The organism is Paludisphaera mucosa, assembly GCF_029589435.1.
Taxonomy (GTDB): Bacteria; Planctomycetota; Planctomycetia; order Isosphaerales; family Isosphaeraceae; genus Paludisphaera; species Paludisphaera mucosa.
Genome location: NZ_JARRAG010000002.1, coordinates 1,525,441 through 1,551,081 on the forward strand (window position 1 = coordinate 1,525,441; position 25,641 = coordinate 1,551,081).

General features: G+C 72.9%; 13 protein-coding genes. 9 read left to right on the forward strand and 4 right to left on the reverse strand.

Translation table 11 applies throughout. From position 1 onward, the window contains the following. Positions 1-40: 40 nt before the first annotated feature. Positions 41-1,651, forward strand: a complete 1,611-nt coding sequence (locus PZE19_RS15645) for a prenyltransferase/squalene oxidase repeat-containing protein (RefSeq protein WP_277861567.1) — start codon at positions 41-43, stop codon at positions 1,649-1,651. 253 nt (positions 1,652-1,904) lie between these two features. Here PZE19_RS15645 and PZE19_RS15650 read toward each other — a convergent pair whose 3' ends face one another. Both PZE19_RS15650 and PZE19_RS15655 read right to left on the reverse strand, forming a co-directional pair. Further along, positions 1,905-3,074, reverse strand: a complete 1,170-nt coding sequence (locus PZE19_RS15650; protein ID WP_277861568.1) for an alpha/beta hydrolase — start codon at positions 3,072-3,074, stop codon at positions 1,905-1,907. A 111-nt stretch (positions 3,075-3,185) separates the two neighbouring features. Beyond that, on the reverse strand, positions 3,186-4,043 hold the full coding sequence (locus PZE19_RS15655; RefSeq protein WP_277861569.1) for a hypothetical protein: 858 nt from the start codon (positions 4,041-4,043) through the stop codon (positions 3,186-3,188). 377 nt (positions 4,044-4,420) lie between these two features. Here PZE19_RS15655 and PZE19_RS15660 point away from each other — a divergent pair, with 377 nt between their 5' ends. From PZE19_RS15660 to PZE19_RS15690, 7 genes are all read left to right on the forward strand, one after another. After that, a complete protein-coding gene (locus PZE19_RS15660; protein WP_277861570.1) occupies positions 4,421-6,190 on the forward strand; it encodes a serine/threonine-protein kinase in 1,770 nt (589 codons plus the stop codon). Positions 6,191-6,269: 79 nt separating this feature from the next. Next, entirely contained in the window at positions 6,270-8,012 is a 1,743-nt protein-coding gene (locus tag PZE19_RS15665; RefSeq protein WP_277861571.1) for a SpoIIE family protein phosphatase, read from the forward strand. Beyond that, on the forward strand, positions 8,009-9,619 hold the full coding sequence (locus PZE19_RS15670) for an NAD(P)/FAD-dependent oxidoreductase (protein ID WP_277861572.1): 1,611 nt from the start codon (positions 8,009-8,011) through the stop codon (positions 9,617-9,619). Before PZE19_RS15665 ends, PZE19_RS15670 begins: the two co-directional genes overlap by 4 nt. A 134-nt stretch (positions 9,620-9,753) precedes the next feature. Beyond that, a complete protein-coding gene (locus tag PZE19_RS15675; RefSeq protein ID WP_277861573.1) occupies positions 9,754-10,458 on the forward strand; it encodes a zinc ribbon domain-containing protein in 705 nt (234 codons plus the stop codon). 99 nt (positions 10,459-10,557) lie between these two features. Beyond that, on the forward strand, positions 10,558-10,950 hold the full coding sequence (locus PZE19_RS15680; protein ID WP_277861574.1) for a BlaI/MecI/CopY family transcriptional regulator: 393 nt from the start codon (positions 10,558-10,560) through the stop codon (positions 10,948-10,950). A 4-nt stretch (positions 10,951-10,954) separates the two neighbouring features. Beyond that, positions 10,955-15,772, forward strand: a complete 4,818-nt coding sequence (locus PZE19_RS15685) for a carboxypeptidase regulatory-like domain-containing protein (protein WP_277861575.1) — start codon at positions 10,955-10,957, stop codon at positions 15,770-15,772. A gap of 182 nt (positions 15,773-15,954) precedes the next feature. Further along, positions 15,955-17,115 (forward strand): DUF362 domain-containing protein, encoded by a 1,161-nt coding sequence (locus PZE19_RS15690; protein WP_277861576.1) that lies wholly within the window; start codon positions 15,955-15,957, stop codon positions 17,113-17,115. Positions 17,116-17,253: 138 nt separating this feature from the next. Here PZE19_RS15690 and hrpB read toward each other — a convergent pair whose 3' ends face one another. Both hrpB and PZE19_RS15700 read right to left on the reverse strand, forming a co-directional pair. Beyond that, the gene (hrpB, locus tag PZE19_RS15695) at positions 17,254-19,791 is read right to left on the reverse strand and encodes an ATP-dependent helicase HrpB (protein WP_277861577.1); all 2,538 of its coding nucleotides are present in this window, start codon (positions 19,789-19,791) and stop codon (positions 17,254-17,256) included. A gap of 100 nt (positions 19,792-19,891) precedes the next feature. Beyond that, positions 19,892-21,247, reverse strand: a complete 1,356-nt coding sequence (locus PZE19_RS15700) for a peptidylprolyl isomerase (protein WP_277861578.1) — start codon at positions 21,245-21,247, stop codon at positions 19,892-19,894. A gap of 500 nt (positions 21,248-21,747) precedes the next feature. Here PZE19_RS15700 and PZE19_RS15705 point away from each other — a divergent pair, with 500 nt between their 5' ends. Continuing rightward, entirely contained in the window at positions 21,748-25,632 is a 3,885-nt protein-coding gene (locus tag PZE19_RS15705) for a serine/threonine-protein kinase (protein ID WP_277861579.1), read from the forward strand. Positions 25,633-25,641 lie beyond the last annotated feature (9 nt).

A 25,641-nucleotide genomic window follows, 5' to 3' on the forward strand; every position in this document is an offset into this window, starting at 1 on the left:
GGGGACGACGCTTTCATCTCGATCCTGTCGAGTCCACTTCATGAGGCTCCGCGAGCTGCCGCTGAGGATCCTGGAACGCGTCGGCCGCGCGCCCCTGGCGTGGGAGGGGCGGGACATCGATCCCGGCACCCTGCGGTCGGTCCCGTCGTGGGGAGTGAGCTTGCTCCTGCACGCGTTCGCCCTGCTCCTGCTGGCCTTCCTGATCCAGCACGGACGGGTGGTCGTGCCCGAGCGGACGTTCACGGCCGAGCTGCCGCCGGGCGAGATCGCCGACCTGACGTCGCTGGTCGAGGCCGACCGCTCGGGCGACCCGTTCACCGACCGCGACGACCCCAATCCGCCGTCGATGAGCCTGGGCCCGGCCGACCCGGCGATGAAGCTGGCGAACCAGCCCGAGATCCCCGGCCTGGTCGCCTTCGCCCCCGACCCGGCGGGGCCCGCGCCGAAACGCGACCTCGCGTCCTCGCTGATGGGCACCGCGCCGCTGGCCGGGCTGGCCGCGAACGTGCAGGCGCCGTTCTCGGGACGGTCGGGCCTCGGCCGCGCCGAGCTGGTGCGCCGCGAGGGGGGGACGGTCCATTCCGAGAAGTCCGTCGAGGACGGCCTGGCCTGGATCGTCCGGCACCAGAAGTCCGACGGCTCCTGGGTGCTCAACGTCAACGACGTCTGCCAGACCTGCCCGGCCCAGCAGACCGTGATCTCGCAGACCGGCGCGACCGGGCTGGCCCTGCTGCCGCTCCTGGGCGCCGGCTACAGCCACACGGTCAAGAGCCGGCACCAGGCCTCGGTGCGCCGGGGGCTGGAATGGCTCTGCGCCAACCAGCAGGAGAACGGCGACCTGCACGTGGGCGGGACGGGGATCAGCTACCTGTACAGCCACGCGATCGCCGCGATGGCCCTCTGCGAGGCCTACGGCGTGTCGCGCGACCCCCAGCTCCAGGAGCCGGCCCGGCGCGCCATCGCGTTCATCGCCGAGGCCCAGGATCCCGAGACCGGCGGCTGGCGTTACCGGCCGGGCCAGGCCGGCGACACGTCGGTCTTCGGCTGGAACATCTTCGCCCTCCGCAGCGCCAACCTCGCCGGGCTGAAGGTCCCCAATCAGACCCTGCGCGGCTGCAACGACTACCTGAACCTGGCGTCGGTCGACGGCAAGAAGGTGATGTACGCCTACCAGCCCAACCGCGAAGCCTCGCCCGTGATGACGGCCGAGGCCCTCGTCGGCCGCCAGCTCATGGGCTGGTCCCGCGAGCACCCCTCGCTGATCAAGGGGGCCGGCCGGGTCGCCGCCCACCTGGAGAAGTCCGAGGACCGGAACATCTACTACTGGTACTACGCCACCCAGCTCCTGCACAACATGCGGAACAAGGACTGGGAGCGCTGGAACCCCCACGTCCGCGAGGCCCTGATCCGCACCCAGATCCACGACGACGGCTGCCCCAACGGCAGCTGGGACCCGGCCTTCCCCAGCCAGGACCGCTGGGGGGCCACCGGCGGCCGACTCTTCCAGACGTCGCTCTCGATCCTGACCCTGGAGGTCTACTACCGCTACCTCCCCCTCTACCGCACCGCCGACGAGGAGAGCATGGACGAGCCCCCGCCCCCCCTGCCGCTCCCGGCCGAAGCCGAGGCGAAGGCGGAGAAGAAGATCTGAGAGATCGTCCCTGAAAGTCGAGAGGAGCGGCCTTCCGACGCCTTCTTCCTCGCGAGGGAAGGCAGACCTCGCAGGGGTCGGATGAGGGGGAGGCCGCGCCAGGCCCGTTCGGAATTCCACGGCAGACCGGAAAATTTACAGCGACGGCTCTCGTGCCCGTCACCCCCTCATCCGGCCCTTCGGGCCACCTCCCCCCGCGAGGGGGAAAGTCGTCGTTCGGCGGCGTGGACGAACGTTTGGAACAGTCGTCCGATCACTTCCCCTGGAACAGCAGCGGGGCGAACTCGACCAGGTAGTCGCGCCAGTTGAGCCAGGTGTGGCCGCCGACGGTGTCGCGGGAGACGACGTCGATCTGGTGGCGTTTGAGCATCTCGACGGTCGCCTGCGAGGTCTTCAGCAGGAAGTCGTCCTTGCCGCAGCCGAACCACACGAGGCGCAGGCCCTTCTTCAGCTCGGCGTCGTCGAGGGTCGACTTGTGGGCGTCCTCCCAGCGCGTGTCCGGGGCGCCGCCGTTCGGGCCGCCGGTGATCCCGAAGACGCCCGAGCTGAACACGCCGACGGCCCCGTACTCGTCGAGATGGCCGAACGCGACGTTGAGCGTCTGGGCCCCGCCCATCGACAGGCCGGCGATCGCGCGGTGCTCGCGGTCGGCGATCACGCGGTAGTTGGTCTCGATGTAGGGCTTCAGGTCCTTGACGAAGTCCTGCTCGAACTGGGCCATCTGGGTCTCGAACGAGACGCCGCCCGCGCCCCCGAAGCGGAAGGGGCCGGTGTGGCCGGCGGGCATGACGACGATCATCGGCCGGGCCTTGCCGGCGGCGATCAGGTTGTCCAGGATGAAGCCGGCCCGGCCGATGGTGCTCCACGAGGCGTCGCTGTCGGTCGCGCCATGCAGCAGGTAGAAGACCGGGAACCGGCCCTCGCCCTTCTCGTAGCCCGGCGGCGTGTAGACGTGCATCCGCCGGGGCCGCTGGAGCGTCTGCGACGGATAGACGACCTCGGCCACCGCCCCGTGGGGGACGTCCTTCGCGTCGGAGGTCTCCGAGCCCGGCACGTACACCAGGCTGAAGGTGTTGTTGTTGGCCTCGCTGGTCGCGGGGTTGCGGGGGTCGATGACCGCCAGGCCGTCGACGTTGAAGCTGTACCGATACGCGCCGGGGACGACGGGGCCGACCGTCGCCTCCCACACCCCCTCGTCGGACTTCGTCATGTCCAGCCCCCGGCCGGCGTCGGGGAGGTCGCTGCTGGAGAGCTGGACCTTCTCGGCCTTCGGCGCGTGGATCCGGAACGAGACCTTCTTCTCGGCCGTGACCTCGGGCGAGGCGAACGCGGGAGGACGCGGCGGCCGGTCCTGGGCCGAGGCCGCGGGCGACGTCAGGGCCGAGAGACCGGCGAGGACGGACAGGATCGCGATCGGCCTCATGACGAAACTCCTCGGTGGATCAAGCGTGGGGACCCGGCAGGGAGGGCGCGAAGGGACGAACGGGCGACGCGCGTCGACCGCGAAGGCCTCCGACTCGCCCGGCCCATCTCGTCACTTCGCGTCGGGGTTGAACTGGCGGAGCGGCATCGGCTTGTAGACGACGAGCTGGGCCACGCGGAGGCCGCGGAGGCGGGCCTCGATCGGCATCAGGTAGGCGTAGTCGCCCTTGCGGATGTAGCGCGAGCTGCCGCGGGTGATCTGGGTGACGGTGATGCCGCCGGCGTCCTCGGGAAGGACCGTGGCCATGTTGTTGCCGGGGATCGCCAGCTGCAGCGGCTGGGGGAAGGCCAACGCGCCGACGACGTGCAGCCGGGCGGGGTTCCCCTGGATGCCGGGGGGGATCGGGTAGGCCCAGCCGTAGAGCAGGTTCTGGCCGCCGTAGTCCCAGGCGTTCATGAAGCGGTTGAAGCCGGGGTCGATCGTGGTCACCGCCATGTTGTTGGGCAGGACCTCGGCGTAGGTCGGCGAGACGAGGGTGCGGTCGGCCCCCTCGAAGTAGTCGACGTGGTTCGTGCGGATGATGTTCGAGCCGGGGCTGAAGCCGATCGCCTCGACGTAGGCGTCCTGCGAGATCAGGTCGATGCGGCCGGGCCAGCGGATCAGGAACTCCTGCACGTCCTCGGTCGCGATCGGGAACTGCTGGCCCGAGTGGTTCTGCAGGACGATCCAGCGCTCGGTGGCGTTGATGATCTCGCCCCAGGCCCCCTCGGGCGGGGCCGGCGGGATGCCCTGCGGGGGGCGGCCGGCCGCCGCGCCTTCGGCCGCCTCCTGGAGCGGGTCGTTCGGCACCTGGAGCGGGTCGTTCTGCACGGCGTCCTGGGCGGACGCGACGTCGAGGCCCGCCGCGAAGGCGGCGACGAGGCCCATCCAGGCGGCGATCCGGAGTCGTCCGGCGCGGAATCGTCTCATCCTGCTCATGGTCGTCGCCCCCGCGGACCGACCCGGGCCGCCGCGCCGATCGGCCGGCGCGCGGGGACGGGCCCCTTTCCCATCACAATAGCCCCCCGGCGGGGGCCCGATCAACGCGTGAGGCGTTGGATTTTCGAAGCTCGCGGCGGAATCCGCGAAGACTCGCCGGGAACCTTCCCCGATTTCGAACGTAGTCTCTTGTAGAATATCGGCGGCGGGCGGTCGCGGACTTCGGGGATGCGCCCTCGCGCGGCCGGGTCGCCGGGTTTTCCTTTACGCACGCATGCATCGGCCTTAAGCTGGTCGCGTCCCGCGACGCGGCCGGAAATGGCGGCGCGGCGGGCGGAAACTTCACCGTCGAGGGAACGGTCGTCGCGATGAAATCCGACCCCCAGCGAGCCGAAGTCGAGCGGACCTCCGCCTGGCCCGAGACGTCGAAGGTCGCCGCCCGCGACCTGACCGGCCTGGTCCTGGGCGATTTCCGGGTCCAGCGCCTGCTCGGCCGCGGCGGGATGGGCGAGGTCTACCTGGCCGAGCAGATCAGCCTCAAGCGGCCCGTCGCCCTCAAGGTCCTGCTCCCCGAGTGGATCAACCGCCCTGCTTACTTGAGCCGGTTCGCCGTCGAGGCGATGGCCGTGGCCAAGTTGAACCACGCCAACATCGTCCAGGTCTACGCGCTGGGCGAGGCCGAGGGCATCCATTACATCGCGATGGAGTACGTGGAGGGGACGAACCTCCGCGAGTTCCTGATCCGCAAGGGGTCGCTCGACCTCCCCCTGGGGCTCTCGATCATGCGGCAGTCGGCCGCGGCCATCGGCGCGGCCGGCGAGGTGGGGCTGATCCACCGCGACGTGAAGCCCGAGAACCTGCTGCTGACGCGCAAGGGGCGGATCAAGGTCGCCGACTTCGGCCTCTGCCGCGACATGGAGTCGGACCGCCACCACGTCACCCAGCAGGGGACGACGATGGGGACGCCCCTGTACATGAGCCCGGAGCAGGCCCAGGGGCACGCGATGGACCATCGCAGCGACCTGTACTCGCTGGGCGTGACCTACTACCACATGCTGGTCGGCGAGCCCCCCTTCCGGGCCGACTCCGCCCTGGCGCTGGCCCTGAAGCACGTCCGCGAGCAGCCCGCGAGCATGCGCGTCCGGCGGCCCGACATCCCGGTCGAGCTCGACCGCCTGGTCCTGAAGCTGATGGCGAAGAAGGCCGAGGACCGCTACCAGTCGGCGGCCGAGATGCTGGCGGACCTGGCCAAGATCCGCAACCTGATGACGACCGTCGCGGGGGCGACGGCCGTCGACTTCGCGACCTTGCCGTCCACGCCTTCGGTCCTGCTGGGGACGGCGGCGGCGGCCGCGGCGGCGAACCCGTCGGGCCTGGCCTCGCTCTCGGGCGTGGAGGCGGCCCCGTCGTCGCGCGGCCTGGACGTCGCCGCCTTTTTGAGCTCCCTGTCGGCCGGCGGCTCGACCTGGTTCCGGCCCCGCCTCCTGGTCGCGCTGGGGCTCCTGGGCGCGGCGGTCGGGGCGTTCGCGGGCTGGCGGGCGAGGGTCGACGAGCGGGCGGCGGAGCGGGGCCGACTGGCGGCGACGGCGCCCGCGCTGGGGCTCGGCCCTCGCTGGGCGACGGCCCCGAGGCAGGAGAACGCCGAGGGCCAGTACCGCTACGCCCAGCTCGTCGCCCCCCCGGGCCGCCTCGCCGCCGCCTGGCTGGCCGTGCCGGCGTACTTCCCCGAGTCGTACGAATGGGCGTCGGCGGCCTACCTCCAGCTGGGACGGGTGCTCTACCGCGAGCGCGACGCCGACCGGGTGCCGGGCCTCGCCCAGGCGATCCGGTCGTGGCGGGCGCGGCAGACCCGCGACGAGCAGCTCGCCGACGTCCTGGAGACGGCCGGCGACCTGCTGCGGCGCGACGTCGACGGCGTCATCGGCCGGCTGGGTCGGGTCGTCGACTCGAAGCAGCGGCCGCTCTCCGACCCCGGCCTGGTCGACTTCTGCGTCGAGATCGTCGCCGACGCGCTCCGCGTCATCGACCAGCCGGGCGCGACCGGGGCGGCGGCCCAGCGGCCGGCCCTCGCGGCGCTGCGGGGCCGGCTGCTGCTGCTGCGCAACCGCGTGTTGACGGCGGACCTCGCCGTCCGATGACGCCGGGCGGCCGTCGTGATATCCTGGACTCGCCACGTCGGCGAGGGGTCCGGTCTCGGGTGCCGAGGAGAGGACGGGGATGGCTTTCCTGAAGCGCGCCAACGGCGATTCCGCCGGGCAGATCATCGAGCTGAAGCAGGAGCGGACGGTGATCGGCCGCTCGCCCGAGCAGTGCCACATCGTGCTGGGGCCCAACGGGGTCAGCCGCCGCCACGCCGAGATCTACCGCAAGGGGGACGACTACTTCGTCGCCGACCTCAAGTCGCGGAACATGACGAAGGTCAACAACGTCAAGCTGATGCCCGGCGCCGACCGCCAGCTCGTCGCCGGCGACCGCATCAACATCTGCGACGTCGAGTTCGTCTTCCACCCCCTGGAGCCCGGCGACCCCGAGCCCGACGGCGAGATCGTCATCGTCACCGAGGGCGAGGCCTTCGACATCCCCCCGCTGCACACCCTCGACGCCTCGCGCTCCAGCTCCGTCGCCAGCATGGTCAAGCCCGAGGTCAAGCTCAAGGCGATCCTCGAGATCACCCGCGACCTCTCCACCGAGCTGAAGATCGACCAGGTCGCCCCCCGCGTGCTGGAGTCGCTGGCCCAGCTCTTCCCCCAGGCCGAGCGCCTCTTCCTGGTCCTGATCGACCCGGTCACCAAGCGGCTGGTCCGCAAGGCCACCAAGGTCCGCCAGGCCCGGGGCCGGACCAACTTCCACACCAGCATCCCGGCCGACGAGGCCCCGATGCAGATGAGCCGGTCGCTGGTCAACCACGTGCTGGGCCAGAAGAAGGCGGTCCTCAGCCAGGACGCCAGCACCGACAAGAACCTCCCCACCAGCGCCTCGATCGCCGACCTCAAGATCCGGTCGGTCATGTGCGTCCCCATGGTCACGCCCAACGGCCAGCCGGTGGGGATCATCCAGCTCGACACCAGCGACCGCAAGCAGTTCCACCAGGAGGACCTGGACGTGCTGGCCGCCGTGGCGGGCCAGGCGGCCATCGCGATCCAGAACGCCCAGCTCTTCGAGTCGCTGCTGGAGCGCGAGCGGGTCGACCGCGACCTGAAGCTGGCCGAGCAGGTGCAGAAGCGGTTCCTGCCCCAGGACGTCCCCCACATCGCCGGCTACGAGTTCTTCGCCCACTACGAGCCGGCCTACGAGGTCGGCGGCGACTACTACGACTTCGTCCCGCTCGTCGGCGACCGCCTGGCGGTGGCGCTCGGCGACGTCTCGGGCAAGGGGGTCGCCGCGGCGCTCATGATGGCCAAGTTCTCGGGCGACACCCGCTACTGCATCCTCACCGAGAACGCCCCCGGGGCCGCCGCCGCCGAGCTCAACGCCCTGCTCTTCTCGGCCGGCATCGAGGAGAAGTTCATCACCCTGAGCCTGAGCGTGCTCGACGCCCGCCGGGGCTCGCTGGCGATGGCCTCGGCCGGCCACCTCCCCATCCTCGTCCGCCGCGCCGACGGCACGGTCGAGGAGGTCGGCGAGGAGATCGGCGGCTTCCCGCTGGGGATCATCCCCGGCGCCGAGTACAAGCAGGCCGAGGTCTTCCTCAGGCCCGGCGACGTCGCCGTCGTCTATTCCGACGGCGTCACCGACTCGCGGAGCGTGGACGAGGAGCTGTACGACTGCCGCGACAACCGCCGCCTGCTCCGCCGCGTGGCCGAGGCCGGCGGGGGCGCCGAGGCGGTCGGCAAGGCCATCCTCCAGGACATCCGCGAGTACTCGCTCGGCCACGTCCAGGCCGACGACATCACCCTCATCTGCTTCGGCCCCACCCTGGCCGGCCCCGAGCCGCATCCCGAAGGCCCCCCCACGTCATGAGCACGTCGGTCAAGATCAACAACCTCCGCCTCGAGCTCGACGACCCCGAGGAGGCCCTCCCCAGGCGGGTCGCCGACCGCCTCGGGCTGGGGGCCGGATCGGTCCTGCGCTGGCGGATCCTCCGCAAGTCGCTCGACGCCCGCCGCGTCGACGACCTCCACTTCAACTACGCGATGGAGGTCGAGCTCCCCGCCGCCGACGCCGACCGAGCCCTCTCGCGAAGGCCCGCCGCCGGCGTCATCGTCCAGCCCTACCTCCCCGAGGCCTTCTCGTGGCCCGCGCCGGGCGACCGGCCTTCGGAGCACCGCCCGGTCGTGGTCGGGGCGGGGCCGGCGGGGCTGATCGCCGGCTACCTGCTCGCCCTCAACGGCTACCGCCCCCTGATCCTGGAGCGGGGCCGCGCCGTCAAGGACCGGGTCGCCGACGTCCGCCGGTTCGACGCCGGGGGGGCCCTCGACCCCGAGAGCAACTACCTGTTCGGCGAGGGGGGGGCCGGCACCTTCAGCGACGGCAAGCTGACCTCGCGCAGCGGCGGCCCCGACGTCGACCGGATCCTGGAGATCCTCGCCGACTGCCACGGCAAGCCGTCGATCCTCTACGAGCACCGCCCCCACCTGGGCTCGAACCGGCTGCCCTTGATCGTCCGCACCCTCCGCAAGAAGCTCGAGGCGCTCGGCGGCGAGGTCCGCTTCTCCTGCCGGGTCGAGGACGTCGACGTCGCCGACGGCCGGCTCCGCGGCCTGGGGACCAGCTCGGGCTACATCGCGGCCGACGTGGCGATCCTGGCCGTCGGCCACAGCGCCCGCGACACCTACGACATGCTGCTGCGGCGGGGCGTCCCGCTGATGGCCAAGCCCTTCCAGTTCGGCGTCCGGATCGAGCAGCCCCAGCAGCAGATCGACAAGGCCCAGTACGGCCCCAAGGAGGGCCACCCCGCGCTGGGGGCGGCCGACTACGGGCTCTCCGTCCGCGCCGGCAACTGCGACCTGTTCACGTTCTGCATGTGCGCCGGCGGCTACGTCATGCCCAGCGTCAGCGAGCCGGGGTACTTCTGCTCCAACGGCATGAGCGAGAGCCGCCACGACTCCCCCTTCGCCAACAGCGGGCTCGTGGTCACGATCGACCCCGGCGAGACGAGTTCGCACCCGCTGGCGGGCGTCCACTTCCAGCAGCGCTACGAGCGCGCCGCCTACGTCGCCGGCGGCCGGTCGTACGCCGCGCCGATCCAGTGGGCCAACGACTTCCTCGCCGGCCGGGCGAGCCAGGGGAAGCCGCCGTCGAGCTACACGCGGGGCTCGGTCAAGGCGATGGACCTGGGCCCGCTGCTCCCCGAGAAGGTCGCGCGGGCCCTGCTCAAGGGCCTGCCGATCATGGACCGTCGGCTCGACCGCCGGTTCCTGCGCGACGCCACCCTGACCGGCCCCGAGTCCCGCGGCAGCTCGCCCGTGCGGATCCCCCGCGACCCCGAGACCCGCCAGAGCCCGACCGTCGCCGGCCTCTATCCCTGCGGCGAGGGCGCGGGCTACGCCGGCGGGATCGTCAGCGCCGCGGTCGACGGCCTCCGCACCGCCCGCGCGCTGGCCGCCGCCTACGCCCCGCCTCGATGACCCTCCGCACGGCCCCCGGACGACGTGCTCCGGGGTTTTGGGAAATCCCCGAGTTTTCTTTTTGAACTCCGCGTGCGAGTTTTTAACATGACGTCTTCGCGCCAAGATTCAATGGTGGGGACGTCGAGGCGCCCATGATCATCGAGTGCCCGCATTGCGGCTTCTCCGGGCGCGTTCCGGACCACGCGGCCCTGGCCCCGCACCAGGCGCGTTGTCCCAAGTGCCGATCCCGGTTCGACATCGGCGATCCCGACGTCCAGGTCGCCGAGCCCGTCGGCCGACCCGACCTGCGCCACGACCTGACCCGCCCGCGCCTCGACCCCAGCGACTCGTCGTACGAGCTCGACCCCCTGGGCGATGGCCTCGGCCCGCTCGACTCGTGGGACGACGCCTGGGACGTCGATCCCGAAGCCGACCCTGCGCACGCCAACGGGACGCTCGCCGCCGCGGCCCCCGCCGTCGACCGCCGGCCCTCGCCCTGGGTCTACCTCGCGCTGCGGCCCTGGGTCTGGCGGATCCGCCTGTTCCAGGCCTGGGCCGTCATCTTCCTCCTCGCGGCCGCCGTGATCCTGGTGCGGACGGCCCTCGCCGTCGCCCGGTTCGACGACGCCCGCTTCTTCTCCAACGAGCTGCTCCGGCCCATCGCCGCCGTCGTCCTGCTCGTCTCCGCCGCCGCCCTCCTCTGCCTCTCCGTCGACGTCAGCCGCCGCCTCGCCCGCTCGACCTACGCCCCGAACTCGCCGCCCTCGCCATCGCCCCTGCCCGCCCCCCCCTCCAACGGCGTCGTCCCGCCCCCCCGCCCCGCCGGCACCGACCTGGCGCGCCGCCCCAACGCCTGAATCAGGCCGGCTCCCCCTCCCCGCTTGACTCCGCCCCGTTCTGGCAATACACTGCCACATGGCAATCGATTGCCATATTGGACGACGAGGAGGCGAGGCATGCCGAAGCACGACCCGAGGGAGGGCCTGGGGGCCCGCGAGCGGCAGATCATGGACGCCGTCTACCGGCTGGGCGAGGCTTCGGTGGCCGAGGTCCTGGCCGCGCTGGCCGACCCGCCGAGCTACTCGTCGGTCCGGACGATGATCCGCTCGCTGGAGGCGAAAGGTCTCCTGAAGCACCGGCAGGAGGGGATCAGATACGTCTACCGCCCCGCACACTCGCGGGAGACGGCGAAGGCGTCGGCCCTGAAGAACCTGATGCAGACCTTCTTCGCCGGCTCGGCCGCGGCGACCGTCGAGGCGATCCTCGACCCGTCGGTCGCGAAATTGTCCGACGACGACCTCGACCGCCTGGAGCGGCTCATCCGCCAGGCCCGGAACCCGGAGGAGTGACAGGATGCGCGACCTGCTGTTCGACGCCTCGGTCCGGGCGACGCTCCTGCTGGGATTCGCAGCCCTCGCGACCGCCTCGCGGCGCTCCTCGGCCGCCTTCCGCCACCGCGTCTGGGCGACCGCCCTCCTCGCCCTCCCCACCCTGCCGATCGCCTCGATCCTCGCCCCGACCTGGACCCTCGCCGTGTTGCCGGTCGGTCAACCGGTCCCGACGCCGATCCGCCCGCCCATCCCGGACGAACCCGCCGCGCCGCCTCAGTCGACGCTCCCGCCGCCATTCGTCCTGGATCCGCCGCATTCCAAGGCCTCCGAGCCGCCGACGCTGCTTCTTCGCCGGGAGCCCGGGCCGACTCGTCCCGACGCCTGGCTGATAGGCTGGGCCTCGGGGCTGGCCCTGTCCCTGGCGCCGCTGGCCGTCGGTCTCGCGGCGAACGGCCTGCGGCGGCGATCGTCCCGGCAGCTCGCAGGCGTGTGGTCGCCCTTGCTGGCCGAGGTGCGGCAGGCCTTCGGGATCCGCCGACGGGTCGACCTGCGGCTGGGCGGTTCGGCGACGATCCCGTCGACCTGGGGCGTCGTCCGTCCCGTCGTGCTGCTGCCGGCCGAGGCCGAGTCGTGGCCCGATCCCACGCGCCGGGTCGTCCTCGCCCACGAGCTGGCGCACGTCCGGCGGCACGATTGGCTCGTGCATCTCCTGTCCCGACTCGCGGCGTCCGTGTTCTGGTTCCATCCCCTGGCCTGGTACGCGATCCACCGCCTGCGCATCGAGTGCGAGCACGCCAGCGACGACGCCGTGCTCGCCACGGGCGAGCGACCCGCCGATTACGCGGAGCGCCTCCTGGACCTCGCCCGACGCCTCCGCGCCCCCAGGTGCGCCGCGGCCGTCGGCATGGCCCGCAGGAACCACCTGGAGGGTCGCATCATCGCCCTCTTCGACGACCGTCGCAGCCACGCCGCGCTCGACCGACGGCGCTCGCGCCTCCTCGCCTTCGTCGCGATCTTCCTGGTCCTCGCCACGGCCACGGCCCGCCTCGGCCGTCGCGCGACGGCATCGGAGACCGCGGGCGAATTCCTCCATCAGCCTGGTCCGGCCGCGCAGCCTCCCGGCCGTGAACGGACGGTGACGGTCCGCGTCAAGGCCCGGGACGACGGCCTCCCGATCGGCGGCGCGGACGTCCGGATCGAGCCCGGCGGCCGCGGCGCGGCGACGGACGCCGACGGCGTAGTCGTGTTCCGCTCGGTCGCATCCGGAGCCTTGCGGTTCCAAGTCGAGGCCGACGGCCTCGCCCGCCTCGCTCGCGAGATCCGGACGGAGGAAGGCGCCGACGTCGACCTGGAGTTCCGTCTCGGCCTGGGCGCCGAGGTCGTCGGCGTCGTCCGCGATGCGCTCGGCAAGTCCATCCCGCGAGCCCGGGTGACGTGCCGGCACCGCGACATGCTGGGGCTGGGGGCGGACTTCTACGACAGCTCGGTTCTGTCAAACGCGGAGGGGCGCTATCGGCTGACGAACGTGCCCCGGGGGGCCGAGCTGCTGCTCACCGCCACGGATCCCGGGAGCCTCCCCAAATCCACGCCGATTGCGGTGGGCGGGCCCTCGAAGACGCTCGACCTCGTGCTCGAGGCGAGGCCTTTCGGCGGCGCGGCGGCGGGCCTCGTCGTCGACCGCGACGGGCGGCCGCTCGCCGAGGCCGATGCGGTCAACGTCGCGTCGACCGGCGAGATCGTCCGGGCCCGGACGGGGCCGGACGGCCGGTTCCTTCTGAAGGACGTCCGGGCCGATCGGTCCGGCGACAAGGTCGTCTGGGTCCGCAAGCCCGGGTTCGCGATCGCCCGCACGGTCGTCGCCGTCGGCCCGATCGAGAAGCCGGCGGAGACGACCATCGCCCTGGAGCCGGGGGGGCCTTTCGAAGGCCTCGTCGTCGACGATGAAGGTCGACCCCTGTCCCAGGTCATCGTCGCCGCCGACGCCTTGGGGCCTTTCGATTCGTCCGTCTCGACGGGCGAGGACGGCCGCTTCCGATTCGAATCGGTCGCCGCACCCGTTACGGATTTGACGTTCTCGAAGCCGCGTTATACGGATTCCGGCCTCGTGGTCCCGCCGGCGGGACCGGACGACGTCCCTCGCTACGTGCTGGGATCCGCCGGCTGGTTCTCGGGGCTGGTGACCGACGCGAGGACGGGCCGGCCGATTCCGGACTTTCGCGTCGAGATCGCCCCATGCCCGAACCCTCGGCCCGGCGGCCCCACGCCTCGCATCCTCCCGCGTTGGGCCGGGGGGTGGGACCTCTCGTCCGGCGACGGCCGATTCCGCATGGGCTGCCTGCGGCCCGGCGACCCGGTGGCGGTGAAGGTCTCGGCGCCAGGCTACAAGTCGGCCGTGATCGAGCGGGTCCTCGGCGTCCGGGAATCCGAGCTGCGTCCCGACGAATACAAGCTCGACCGGGAATCGGGCCCCGCCTTGACCGTCCGCGTCCTGGCTCGCGAGGGTGACGCGCCGGCGACGGCCGCGGTCCAGGAGGCGGCGAAGCCCCGGGCTCCCGGGCCTGCGAACGGGCGAATCGTCGGACGAGTCGCAACGGGGGTCGGAGGCGGCCCGGCGTCCGGGGCAGAGGTCTCGATCCACCTGGCGCCGACGAAAGACGAATCCGGGGCCTGGGCCGGCGAGGTCCTGCGGACGTCGAAGACGGGCCCGGACGGCTCGTTTGCGTTCGAGGGGGTCCCGCCGGGCCGTTATCGCGTATGGGCGTCGTCGGCCGGGTTGGTTTCGCCCCGCGACGTCGATCGATGCCCCGCGGTCCCGGTCTTCGAGGGCGAGGCCCCGACGCTCGTCGAGCTGACGCTCGCGCCCGCCGTCGCGCTCTCCGTCAAGGTGACGAGCCGGTCCGACGGCCGACCGATCGCCGGCGCGGAGGTGCGTCCCCGGGGGGCCTTCCCCCAGGCCTTCCGGACGGACGCCCAGGGCGTCGCGGCCGTCGGGGGTCTCACGCCCGGATCCTGGACGCTCCAGGTCCGGGCCGACGGCTTCGCGACGCAGGAGCAGTTGCTCGGCGTCGACGCCCGCCCGGATGCCGGGGCCGCGTTCCTGCTCGAACCCGGCGCTGGGCTGGAAGGCGTCGTCCGCGATCCGTCGGGCAAGCCGGTGCCGGGCGTCGACCTGAACGTGGTCCGGTTCGGCGGGAGCCGCTCCGGCTCCCTCGACTACACCCGGACCGACCGGGACGGCCGCTACCGGTTCACGGGCCTGCCTCGCGACGAGGGATTGACCCTCACGACCTGGAAACCCGGCTACGTCCCCGCGAACCGCCGCTTCGTGACATCGGAAGCGGAAACCTCGGTCGACCTCGTGCTCGAATCGAGGCCCTACGGCGGCGCGATCGCGGGCGTCGTCGTGGACCGCGAGGGCCGGCCGATCGCCGGCGCGGAGTTGCTCAACACGACCGGGATTCCCGAGGAGTCCGTCCGCACCACGTCCGGTCCCGACGGCCGGTTCCGCCTGGACGGCCTCTACACGAACAGGAGCGGGGCCAAGACGCTCGGCGTCCGCGCGAAGGGCTATGCCCCGATCGAGCTGACGGTCGAGGTCGGGCCGGCGGATCAGCCCGCCGAGAGGACGGTGAGGCTGGAGCCGGGCCATCGCGTCGAGGGGCGGGTCATCGACGATGCGGGCCGGCCGCTTTCCGGGGTCCTCGTCTCCTACGCGGAGGGGGTCGTCCCGTTCCGGATCCGGCAGACCACCGGCGAGGACGGCCGCTTCCGGTTCGACGCCCTCCCCGCCGACGCCGGGATCGACTTCCGGAAGGCGGGCTACTCGGAGGTCCGTCGCCGGAAGATCCCGCTCGACGGGGCCGACCCGGTCGAGGTCCGCCTCGCCGCGAAGGGGGTGATCCTGGGCCGGGCGTTCGACGCCGGCACCGGGGCCCCGCTCTCCTCGTTCCGCGTCCGCCTTGATTTCCCGAGGGAGCGCAAACCCGGCGACCCCAACGGGGGGTTCAGCCGTGACGCCATGGACGGGTTCGATTTCGCCGCCCCGGACGGCCGGTTTCGGCTCGACGGCCTGGACGTGGGGGGCGTGGTCCTCGTGCTGGTCTCGGCCCCGGGCCGCGAGGAGGCGGCGGCCGATCGCGTGGTCGTCGCGAAGCCCGAGGAGGCCGCCGTCGGCGAATATCGACTCGCGACGATCGATCCGGCCTCGGTGGATTTGTACGCGGGCCGATTCGTCGACGCGGGCGGCGCGCCCGTGCGCGGGGCCCAGGTGCGTCTCCTGGCCGTGAGGCCGTCGGACGACCCGCGCGTCCAGGCTCGCCGTCGCTTCTTCGACTGGAACGGCGCCGTCTACGGCCGTCCGGCCCCCCGGCCCCAGGGCGAGCGGTACCTGGATGCCGTCACCGACGCTCAGGGGCGCTTCGCCTTCGAGGGCGTCCCCAAGGGGACCGAGGCGTCGCTCTACTGGTGGGGCGGCGGCGTCGCACCCCAGAGCGAAAAGGGCCTGGACCGCCTGGACGGGCCGGCGAAGGCGGCGATCGAGATCAAGGCCCAGCCCGCCGCCCGGATCGTCGTGACCGTCGACCGCAAGCGGTGGCCCAACCTCGGCCGCGTCGCCGTCTCGGCCGCCCGGGCCGAGGCCCCGCCCGGGGTGATCCTCGTTCAGTCCGATCGGCAGGATCGGTTCGAGTTCGACGGCCTGGCGGCGCTGGAATACACGATCCGGCTGGAGGCCCCGCCCGATCGCCTGGCGCCCCCCGACCCGAAAGGCATGGCGAAGCCCCTGGATTCGAGAGTCGTCAGGCTCCGCCCCGGCGAGACACAGCAGGTCGACTTCAAATAGGCCGTCGCGGACCCAGGCCGGTGCGCGATCGGCGAATCGGGACCATAGCTATTTAAGGGGATTCCGCGCCGTCGTCCGAGGCCGGCGCGGCCTGGGAGGTTGCCGGGGCGGGTCCGAGCGGTTTAGGATCGACGGGCTCACATCGAAACGACCACCTCGAACTCGGACGCCGGAGGATGCCGATGAGACCGGAATGCCGTCGCCGGAGATTCCTGCAAGTCGCGGGGGCCGCCATGCTGGCCCCGATCGTCGCCCCGTCGCGATCGCTTCGGGCCGCGCCCGCGCCGCCGTCCGCGCCGGTGGGCATCGCTCGGTGCAAGAAGTACGACCCGCAGGCCATCCTGGCCGAGCTGGAGGGGCTGATGGACAGGATCGGCGGCATCCGGCCGCTGGTCGAGGGGAAGACGGTCGCCGTGAAGGTCAACCTGGTGGGGAACGTCCGCCAGGGGATCCACGGCAAGCCGGCCAACCGCACCTATCAGACCCACCCCGCCGTCGTCGCGGCCGTGGCCGCGCTGCTCGACCGCGCGGGGGCCCGGCGCATCCGGTTCCTGGAATCGACCCACCAGCATGAGGCGTTCGAGCCCTACCTCAAGGCGGCGGGCTGGGACCTCGACGCCCTGACCGCGACCAAGACCCCGGTGGAGTTCGAGGACACCCGCAACCTCGGCAAGCGGAAGAACTACCAGGAGTTCAAGGTCCCCGGGGGCGGCTCGCTCTTCCCGGCCTACCAGCTGAACCCGGCGTACCACGACTGCGACGTCTACGTCTCGCTGGGCAAGCTCAAGAACCACTACACGGCCGGCGTCACGCTGGGGATGAAGAACAACTTCGGCATCACGCCGATCGCGCTCTACGGCCAGCACGAGCACAAGGAAGACAGCACCAGCAGCCGGGCCATGTTCCACTCCGGCGAGGAGGGCCCGGCCGAGGGCGTACCCCAGGAACTGTCGAAGACCACCCCGCGCCGGCCGCCGTACCGCGTGCCGCGGCACATCGTCGACGCCGTCGGCATCCGGCCGATCGACCTGGTGATCCTCGACGGCATCGAGACGACGTCCGGCGGCGAGGGCCCCTGGGTCCCCGCCCTGAAGGTGCAGGAGCCGGGCCTGCTGATCGCCGGCCGCAACGCCGTCTGCACCGACTCGATCGCCACGGCCGTCATGGGCTACGACCCCATGGCCGCGCGGGCGACCGGCCCCTTCCCCGGCGACAACCACCTGGCCATGGCCGCCGCCCTCGGCCTGGGGACCAACGACCCCAAGCGCATCGAGGTCGTCGGCCTCCCCCTCGCCGAGGCCCGCCACCCGTTCGGCTGGGAACCCCCCGAACGCGAGGCCTGAATCGGCCCGAAAATCGAAACGCGGCGCAACGGCCGCGGATCGATTTTCTGATCGTAAACCACAATTATGGTAATAACTTAGGTCGATCGGCTTCGTTGGTCTCCGCGACGAATGAAGCCGATAGGAACCCAACCCATTTCACCGCGGCCGGGGCGTGCGCACGGGGGCCTGCGCGGTGGTGGGGTCCTCGGGCCAGGGGTGTTTGGGGTAGCGGTTGCGGAGGTCCTTGCGGACCTGGTGGTAGGTCGTGGCCCAGAAGCTCCGCAGGTCGGACGTGACCTGGACCGGGCGCTGGTTGGGGCCGAGGAGTTCCAGCAGCAGCGGCACGCGGCCCCGGGCCAGGCGGGGGGCCTCGGGCCAGCCGAACAGCTCTTGCAGCTTGGCCGCGAGGACCGGCTGGCGGCCGGGCTCGTAGGCCAGGCGGACGTGCCGGCCGCTGGGGATCGTGACCGAGGTCGGGGCGCAGGCGTCCAGCTCGCGGACCTGGGCGGGGGCGAGCAGGCTTTCGAGGTAGGCGACCTTCGCCGCCTGGCGGACCTCGTCCATCCGGGTCTTGCCGTGGCAGAGGACTTCCAGCGGGCCGGCGAGCGCCTCGTCGGCCAGCTCGGTCCAGCCCAGCTCGGGGACGGCCAGGCGGACGAAGTCGTAGCGGGCGAGCCAGGCCGAGGCCGCCGGATCCGCGCGGAAGACCTCGCCCGCGCGGGGGAGCAGGGCCTCGTACAGGGCCCGCGACGCCTCGCGGCCGTCGGGGGGCCGGGCGGGGTCCTCGCGGATCAGGATGTCCTCATACCAGAGCCGGTTCATGGCGACGACCCGCTCGCGGGCCGGGTCGAACTCCACCCGCCGCTCGCGGCGGATCGACTGCGGCACCAGCTCTTCGAGCCACTCCAGCCGGACCGCGCTGGCGAGCGCGACCTGGAGTTCGAGCGTCCCCTGGCGACGTTCCTCGCGGGGGTCGAGGGCCAGGAAGAACTCCCCCTCGCGGACGACCGACTCGCGCGCCAGACGCACGCCCCGGCCGCCCACCATGACCCCGGTCTCCTCGGCACCGCGGCGCCGGACCACGCGGTCGGGATAGGCCAGGATCAGGAGCTTGAGCAGGGCCTCCTCGCGGGCCGCCTCGTCCAGCCCCGAGGCGCGGCCGACGTCCAGGCGCGAGGCCAGGCGGGCGAGGTCGTCGCGGATCTTGGCGACCTGGCGGGCGGCGATCGGGTCGATCCCCCGGTCCTTGAGCGACGGCGAGAACCGCGCGGCCTCGGCCTCGGCGAGCAGGTCCAGCCGGCCGAGCATGTCCGAGAGGCCGCGGTGCCCCGCCGGCCGCCGGCGCTCGGCGACGTCCTTCTCGGAGAGCAGGGCCGCCAGCGCCGCGCCCTCGTGCAGCAGGCCCTCGTCGGCCGCGGCGAGGAGCAGGCGGGCGAGCCGAGGGTGGACGGGGAGCGCCAGCATCCGCTCGCCCGTCGGGGTGATCCGCCGCGCGGCGGGGTCGAACGCGCCGAGGCGGGCGAGCAGGGCCTCGGCGGCCTCGATCCGTTCGGGCTCGGGGGCCTCGTACCAGCCGAAGGCCCCGGGCTCGCCCACGCCCCACGAGTGCAGGGTCAGGAGCGTCGAGCCCAGGTCGACGCGGCGGATCTCGGGCTCGTCGAACGGCTCCAGAAGCGCCTGCCGCTGCTCCGACCAGAGCCGGATGCAGCGCCCCGGCCCGGTCCGCCCCGCGCGGCCGGCGCGCTGGTCGGCCGAGGCCCGGCTGATCGCCGTCAGGTCCAGGCGGTCCAGCCCCCGCGAGGCGTCGTGACGGGCGACCCGCGCCAGGCCCGAGTCGATCACGGTCGTCACGCCGTCGATCGTCAGCGAGGTCTCGGCGATGTTCGTGGAAAGGATGATCTTGCGTTGATGCGACGGCCGCAGCGCCGCGTCCTGCTCGTCGGCCGGCAGCGAGCCGTGCAGCGGCAGGACGCGGGCGTCGTGGCGCGCGGCGATCGGCCCCAGCTCGCGCTGGGCGCGGCGGATCTCGGCCATGCCGGGGAGGAAGACCAGGACGTGGCCGCGGTCGGCGGGGTCGGCCAGGGCGTCGGCGACGGCCCCGGCGACGGCGTCCGGGTCGGCCGGCCGGGGGGCGTCGCGATAGGCGGTCGCGATCGGGTGGGTCCGGCCGGGGACCGCGATCACGGGGGCGTCGAGGAACCGGGCGACGGGCTCGGCGTCGAGCGTGGCCGACATCACCACGATCCGCAGGTCGGTCCGGACCTCGCGGCGGACCTCGCGCAGCAGGGCGAGGGCCAGGTCGGTGTGCAGGCTGCGCTCGTGGAACTCGTCGAGCACGACGGTCCCGACCCCTTCGAGGAACGGGTCGGCGAGCAGCCGGCGGGTGAGGATCCCCTCGGTCATGATGACGAGCCCGGTGTCGGCCGAGGCCCGGCGGTCGAAGCGGACGTGGTAGCCGACCTCGCGGCCGAGCGTCCAGCCCCGCTCGTCGGCGATCCGGGCCGCCGTCGACCGCGCCGCGACCCGCCGGGGTTGGAGGACGATCACCCGGCCGCCCAGCCCCTGGCGGACGATCGCGGGGGGGACGCGGGTCGTCTTGCCCGAGCCCGGCTCGGCGACCAGGACGAGCGCCCCGGCGGCGGCGAGGGCGTCGAGGATCCGCGTCAGGCTGGGGTCGATCGGCAGCGGGGTCATGGCGGGCGGGGGCTCGACGGGGATCGGCCGATCCGACGGCGTTCGAAACGCGACGAAGCGGGGATCGCCCCCGCTTCGCGACTTCCCGTCCAGGTTAGCGTCAGCTCTTGATCTTGAGAACCGGGACCAGGTGGTTGTTCACGAACCGATAGTAGGTGCCGGCCGGCTTGAGCGGCTGGCCGCTGCTGGAGCGGCCGCGGGCGTTGCCCGAGAACGCCAGGGTGGTGTTGGCGTTGGCCCGGAAGCGGACGTGGCCGGTCCGGCCGATGAGCTTGTTGGGCCCGTCGCCGGCGACCAGGGTGTTGGACCCGAACCAGCCGTGCGCCAGCGAGTAGCCGCCTCCGGCCTTGACGACGTTCTTCCCCCCCTGCCCGCCGTCGATCGTCGCCGGCACCGTGACGTCGTTCGAGACCGTGATGTCGTCGTTGGCCTTCGAGCCCTGGACGATGATCTGCGAGAGCGAGGCCGGGTTGGGCTGGATCGTGTCGGCGATCCCGTTGACGATCACCTGGATCTTGTCGCTGGCGGGGATCGTCGGCGCGGGGACCTGGTTGACCTCGATCGTGTTCGTCCCGCCGTAGAACTTGCCGAGCGCCGGGGGCGTGGCGATCAGGACGTCGCCGATCTGGCGGACCGCGGTGGTGTTCCCGGGGGTGTAGACCTTGAAGGTCCGGACGGCCGTCGTGCCGTCGGCGGCGTCGGTCGCCGTGACGGTGATGTTCGCCGTCTGGCCCGGCCCTGCGGTCGTCGTGTCGATCAGCAGGGCGCCGTTGGGGTTGGTGGCCGAGATCGTCGAGCCCGTGATCGTCACCGGGTTGTTCGGGACCGAGACCTCGCCCGACGAGTTGGCGCTCACGGCGACCTGCGAGAGCTTCTCCAGCGTGCTGGTGCCGGCGACCTGCTGGCCGAAGATCGTGTAGCTCTGGTTCAGCGAGGTCTGGGGGCCGAAGGTCACGAAGAACTGGGCGTCGCTGGAGTTGGGCTGGCCCGTGTTGGCCATCGCCAGCTGGCCGTAGCTGCTGAAGTCGACGGCCGGGTTGACCTCGATGCCGATCGGCGTCACGCCGCTGGTCGACGAGGTGCTGGTGGCGCTGTTGGAGCCGCCCTGGGCGACGAAGCCGTCGAGGATGCGGGGGAAGAACCGGCCGGTGTTGACGTAGTAGCCGTTGTTGCTGAAATTGGTGATCCGCTGGACCGTGTTGGGCGCGACCTCCGGGAAGAACTGGAAGGTCATCGGCTCGTTCAGGATGGTGGGGTCGCCGGCCCCGGCCGAGAGGTGCTGGACGAGGATGGTCCAGAACTGGCCGTCGGCCACCGACACCTTGATGTTGGGGTTGTCGGAGGTGGCGGTGAACGTCTGGCTGGCCGCTCCGCTGGCGCTGCCGTCGAGGGCGAGCTGGTAGCCCAGGCCCGCGGGGGCGGTGACGTCGGTGATCGGCGCCAGCGCGGCGGTCATGAGCTCGCGGGCCTCGAGCGGCTCGAGGGAGGGCCGGCGCCGGGGTCGCGGGGCGGCGTGCTGGGATGCTCCGCTCGCTTGCGGGGCCGCAAGAAACGGATATCTCCGAACGATCCGGTGCCACATACGCTGCCTCCTGGCGCTGCCTGTCCTGTGCATCCTCCGCCGCGACCGCGTCTCGCCCCCGGGCTGCGGGCCCCGGAGACGGCCGTCGCCGACGCGTCCCGGGGTTGTATCGGCCTTCAGGGATTTTCCGCTTGAGTCGGTTTCGCCCGGAAGGCCGGGGCCGGGCCGGGCCCGAGACGCAGGTCCTTCCGCGATCGAGACTTGCTCCCCGGCGGGCGGCGGCCGTCATTGACAGGAGCCGGGGCCGGGCTTATAGTTGCGTGAGCCCCGCGTCCGAGCATGCACGTGCGGGCTCCATATCTTCCCGACCTCGATGCTGCTCTCGCCGGAACGTCAGGAACGCGCACGGACGTCTTGTTGGGGGACGAGCCCCTTTGATCGAGCACGAGTCCCCGCAACCTCCCCCCGAACCCCCGAGCGGGGCCGCGCCCGTCCCGGGCTCGCGCCTCCAGGCCGGCTCGCGCCCGCCGCGCGTGGGGAACGCGCCCGGCTCGTCGCAGGTGGGCGTCGACTCGCCGACGGTGCTGCGGGGGTCGAGCACCGATTCGAAGCGCGCGCCGGCCCTCGCCCGGGCGCCGGCGGCGAGCCTGCCGCGGCCGGGCGACGTGCTGGGGACCTTCGTGCTCGAGGAGGCCATCGGGGCGGGCGGCATGGGGGCCGTCTTCCGGGCCCACGACGCGACCCTCGACCGCCAGGTCGCGCTCAAGCTCCTGCCCCCCGACCAGGTCGACGACCCCGAGGTCGTCCAGCGCTTCTACCAGGAGGGTCGGTCGGCCGCCCGGCTCGACCACGAGAACATCGCCCGGGTCTACAGCCTGGGCCAGGACGGCCCGTTCCACTACATCGTCTTCGAGTACGTGGACGGCGAGACGATCCGCCGCCGGGTCGACGAGCACGGGCCGATGGCGGTGGCCGAGGCGGTGGACGTCACGCTCCAGATGGCCCAGGCGCTGGTGCACTCGTCGCTGCGGGGCGTCGTCCACCGCGACGTCAAGCCGTCGAACATCATCATCACGCCCGAGGGCCGCGCCAAGCTCGTCGACATGGGCCTGGCCCGGCGGTTCGAGCGGCAGAGCGAGCGCGGCGGCCTGACGCAGACCGGGATGACCCTGGGCACGTTCGACTACATCAGCCCCGAGCAGGCGCGCGACCCGCGCGACGTCGACGTCCGCAGCGACCTGTATTCGCTGGGATGCACGCTCTTTCACATGTTGAGCGGCCAGCCCCCCTTCCCGGGCGGGACCGTGCTCCAGAAGCTGCTGCAGCACCAGGAGGAGGCCCCGCCGGACGTCCGGGAGCTGAACCCGGCCGTGCCGACGGCGCTGGCCCGCGTGCTCGACAAGCTGATGGCGAAGGACCGCGACCGCCGCTGCCAGTCGCCCGAGCAGCTGGTGCGCGACCTGCTGCTCGTCGCCGGCCGCGCCGGGATGACCCTGACGCACTTCGAAACGGCGCCCCCTCATCACGACCGCCCGGCCTGGGACCGCTCGCTGGCGTTGCCGACCCTGGCGGGGTTCGTCCTCCTGGCGGCGGGCCTCTTCTACTGGGGCCGCGAGCTGCTCGACCCGTCGGCGCCCGCGCCGGCGGCCGAGTACCCGTCGCTGAGCGCGTCTCGACCGCCGCCGGCCCTGGCCCCCGCGCCGGGCCTCGGCGCCGGGCCCGTCGGCGCGGCCGCGACGGCGGCGCCCCGGAAGATCGACGTCCGCCCCGGCGAGGACCTCGCCGCGGTGATCGCCGCGGCCCCCCACAAGGCGGTCGTCACGCTCACCGAGGACGGGCCCTACCTGCTGGGCTCGCGGCCGTCCGGCCCCCGGGCCGGCGCGGCCAAGGATGTCACGATCCGGGCCGAGGTCGGCAAGCGGCCCGTGCTCCGCTTCGCGGCCGACGCGCGGGGGGGCGACCGGCCGCCCTCGTCGTTGCTGTCCTTCTCGCGGGGCCGGGTCGCGATCGAGGGCCTGACCTTCGAGGCCGAGGGCCGCGCGCTCGACGACCCGGTCGCCGCGATCCTCCTCGACGACGCCGCGCTGCAGCTCACGGGCTGCTCGTTCCGCCGCCCCGCCGATACGTCCGCCGGCCCCGGCCTGCCCGCGGTCCGCAGCCGCGGCGGCCGGCCCGACCCCGCCGCCGGCGACCGCCCCCCGGCGATCGTCGCCGCCCAGTGCCATTTCGACCCCGGCGCCGCCGCCTTCGACTGCGAGGGGCCCGCCGACGTCCAGCTCCTCGACTGCACCTTCGGGCCCGGCGGGACCGCGATCGTGCTCGACGACGCCGACGCCGCGGCGGCCGGCCCGCGCGACGTCCTGATCGTCCGCTCCAGCTTCATGGCGGGCGTCGCGCCGGTCTTCCAGGTCCGCGGCTCCCTGGCGCGGTTCCAGGCCGACGACTGCGTGTTCGCCCCGGCCGACGCCTCGGCCTCGGCTGTGACGTCGCCGCGGGTGCTGGCGCTCGTCGACAACCCCCGCAACCTCGCCTGGGCGGGCCGCTCGAACCTCTACGGCAAGTTCGACGTCCTGCTCGACGTCGCCGGCAAGCCGGCCTCCGAGGAGGCCGTCCGCGATTTCGACCGCTGGCGGTCGGACCTCCGCGAGGCCCGGTCGACCCTGGCGACGGCCCCGGTCTGGGAGTCGCCCGACCCGGCGCGCGAGCTGGCCCTGGGCCGCGAAGCCCCCTCGCGGGCCTTCCGGGTCGCCGCGGTCGACGGCGTCGCGACGCCCCCCGGAGCGCAAAGGGGCCCCTTCGGCACCCGGATCCTCGCCGCCGGCCCGCCGCCCGCCGCGGCGGCCTCGCCCACGACGGCGATGACGACGGCCCCCGCCGTCGAGCCGGTCAAGGCGGCCCCGTCGCCGGCTCCGGTCCCGACCGCCGCCGAGCTGGTCGCCGCGGCGGCCGCCCGGGGCCGCGAATCGAGCGCGGCGGTCGCCCCGGCCGTCGCGGCGCTCGTCACGACCCCCGACCCGCCGACCATGCCGCCGATGGCCACGACGGACCTCTCGGGAGGCGACGAGGTCGCCTTCCCGCTCGCCGTCGCGCCCTCGAGCAGGCCCGACCCCACTCCGGCCGCCGCCGCCGAGCCCCCCGCGCGGGCCGCCGAGCCGGCCCCGGATCGGACCCGCGCGCTCCCCGCGCCGGCCCTCGAGGTCGCGATCGCCGACGAGGACGTCGTCCGGAGCGCCGAGCAGTTGCGGAACATGATCGCCCACCACGGCCCCGGCGGCGGCGTGATCCACGTCGCGGCCGGAGTCGACCTGGAGCTGGCGACCCTGGACTTCCCCGCCGGCTCGTGGACGATCGCGGCCGAGCCCGGCGAGCGGCGGCCCCGGCTGCGGTTCCACCCGTCGCCGTTCGGCTCGTCGTCCTCGACCTGGACCAGCCTGTTCAACGTCCAGGGGGGCGAGCTGAAGCTCCGGGGCCTGGACGTGATGATCCAGGACTTCGACCACCAGTCGATGGGCCGGCTCGCCGCCGTCGGCCTGTCCGCCGGCTCCGGCCTCGAACTGGTCGACTGCACGATCAGCCTGGTCGGCCAGGCCCCCTCGCACGCCGTCGTCGCCGTCCTGCCCGTCAAGCCGACCGCCGCGCCGGCGACCGGGACGGCGCCGCCCAGGCCGGCCGTGGTCCGCATCCGCGACGGCTTCCTGCGGACGGCGGGCGACGCGGTGGCCGTGGCCTCGAACCAGCGGCTCGACTGCCGGCTCGACAACGTGATCGTCGCGGCCGACGGCAGCCTCCTCCGCACCCAGGGCGGGACGGCCCCGGTCCGCGACGAGCCCACGCTGACGCTCCGCCTCGAACACGTCCTGGCGCGGGCCAAGGGGGGGCTGGTGCACATGGAAAGCTCCGTCGACGAGGCCGAGCTTCCGCTCGCCCAGGTCGACGCCCGCGACTCGGTGCTGAGCACCGGCGCCGAGGGCTCCCCCCTGTTCCGCGTCGACGGCCGCGGCCGCGTCGAGGGCCTCGCCGACCGGATCCGCTGGACCGGCGAGAACGTCGCCTATCACGAGATCTCCGTCTACCGCGTCGACGACGGCGGCCAGACCGGGGTGTCGCCCAAGCGCTACACCCGCACCGACTGGCTCAACAGCTTCGTGGCCCGGGACGAGGCCCCCGTCCTCGACGTCGAGTTCGTCGACCGCAAGGCCCCCGCCCTCCCCGCCCGCGCCCTCTCGCCCGAGGCCCTCCGCCTCGCCCCGCGGGCTCCCCTCGCCCGCAAAGGCCCCGACTACGCCACCATCCCCGCCGCGCCCGACGCCGACTCCTAAGGCGGGCCG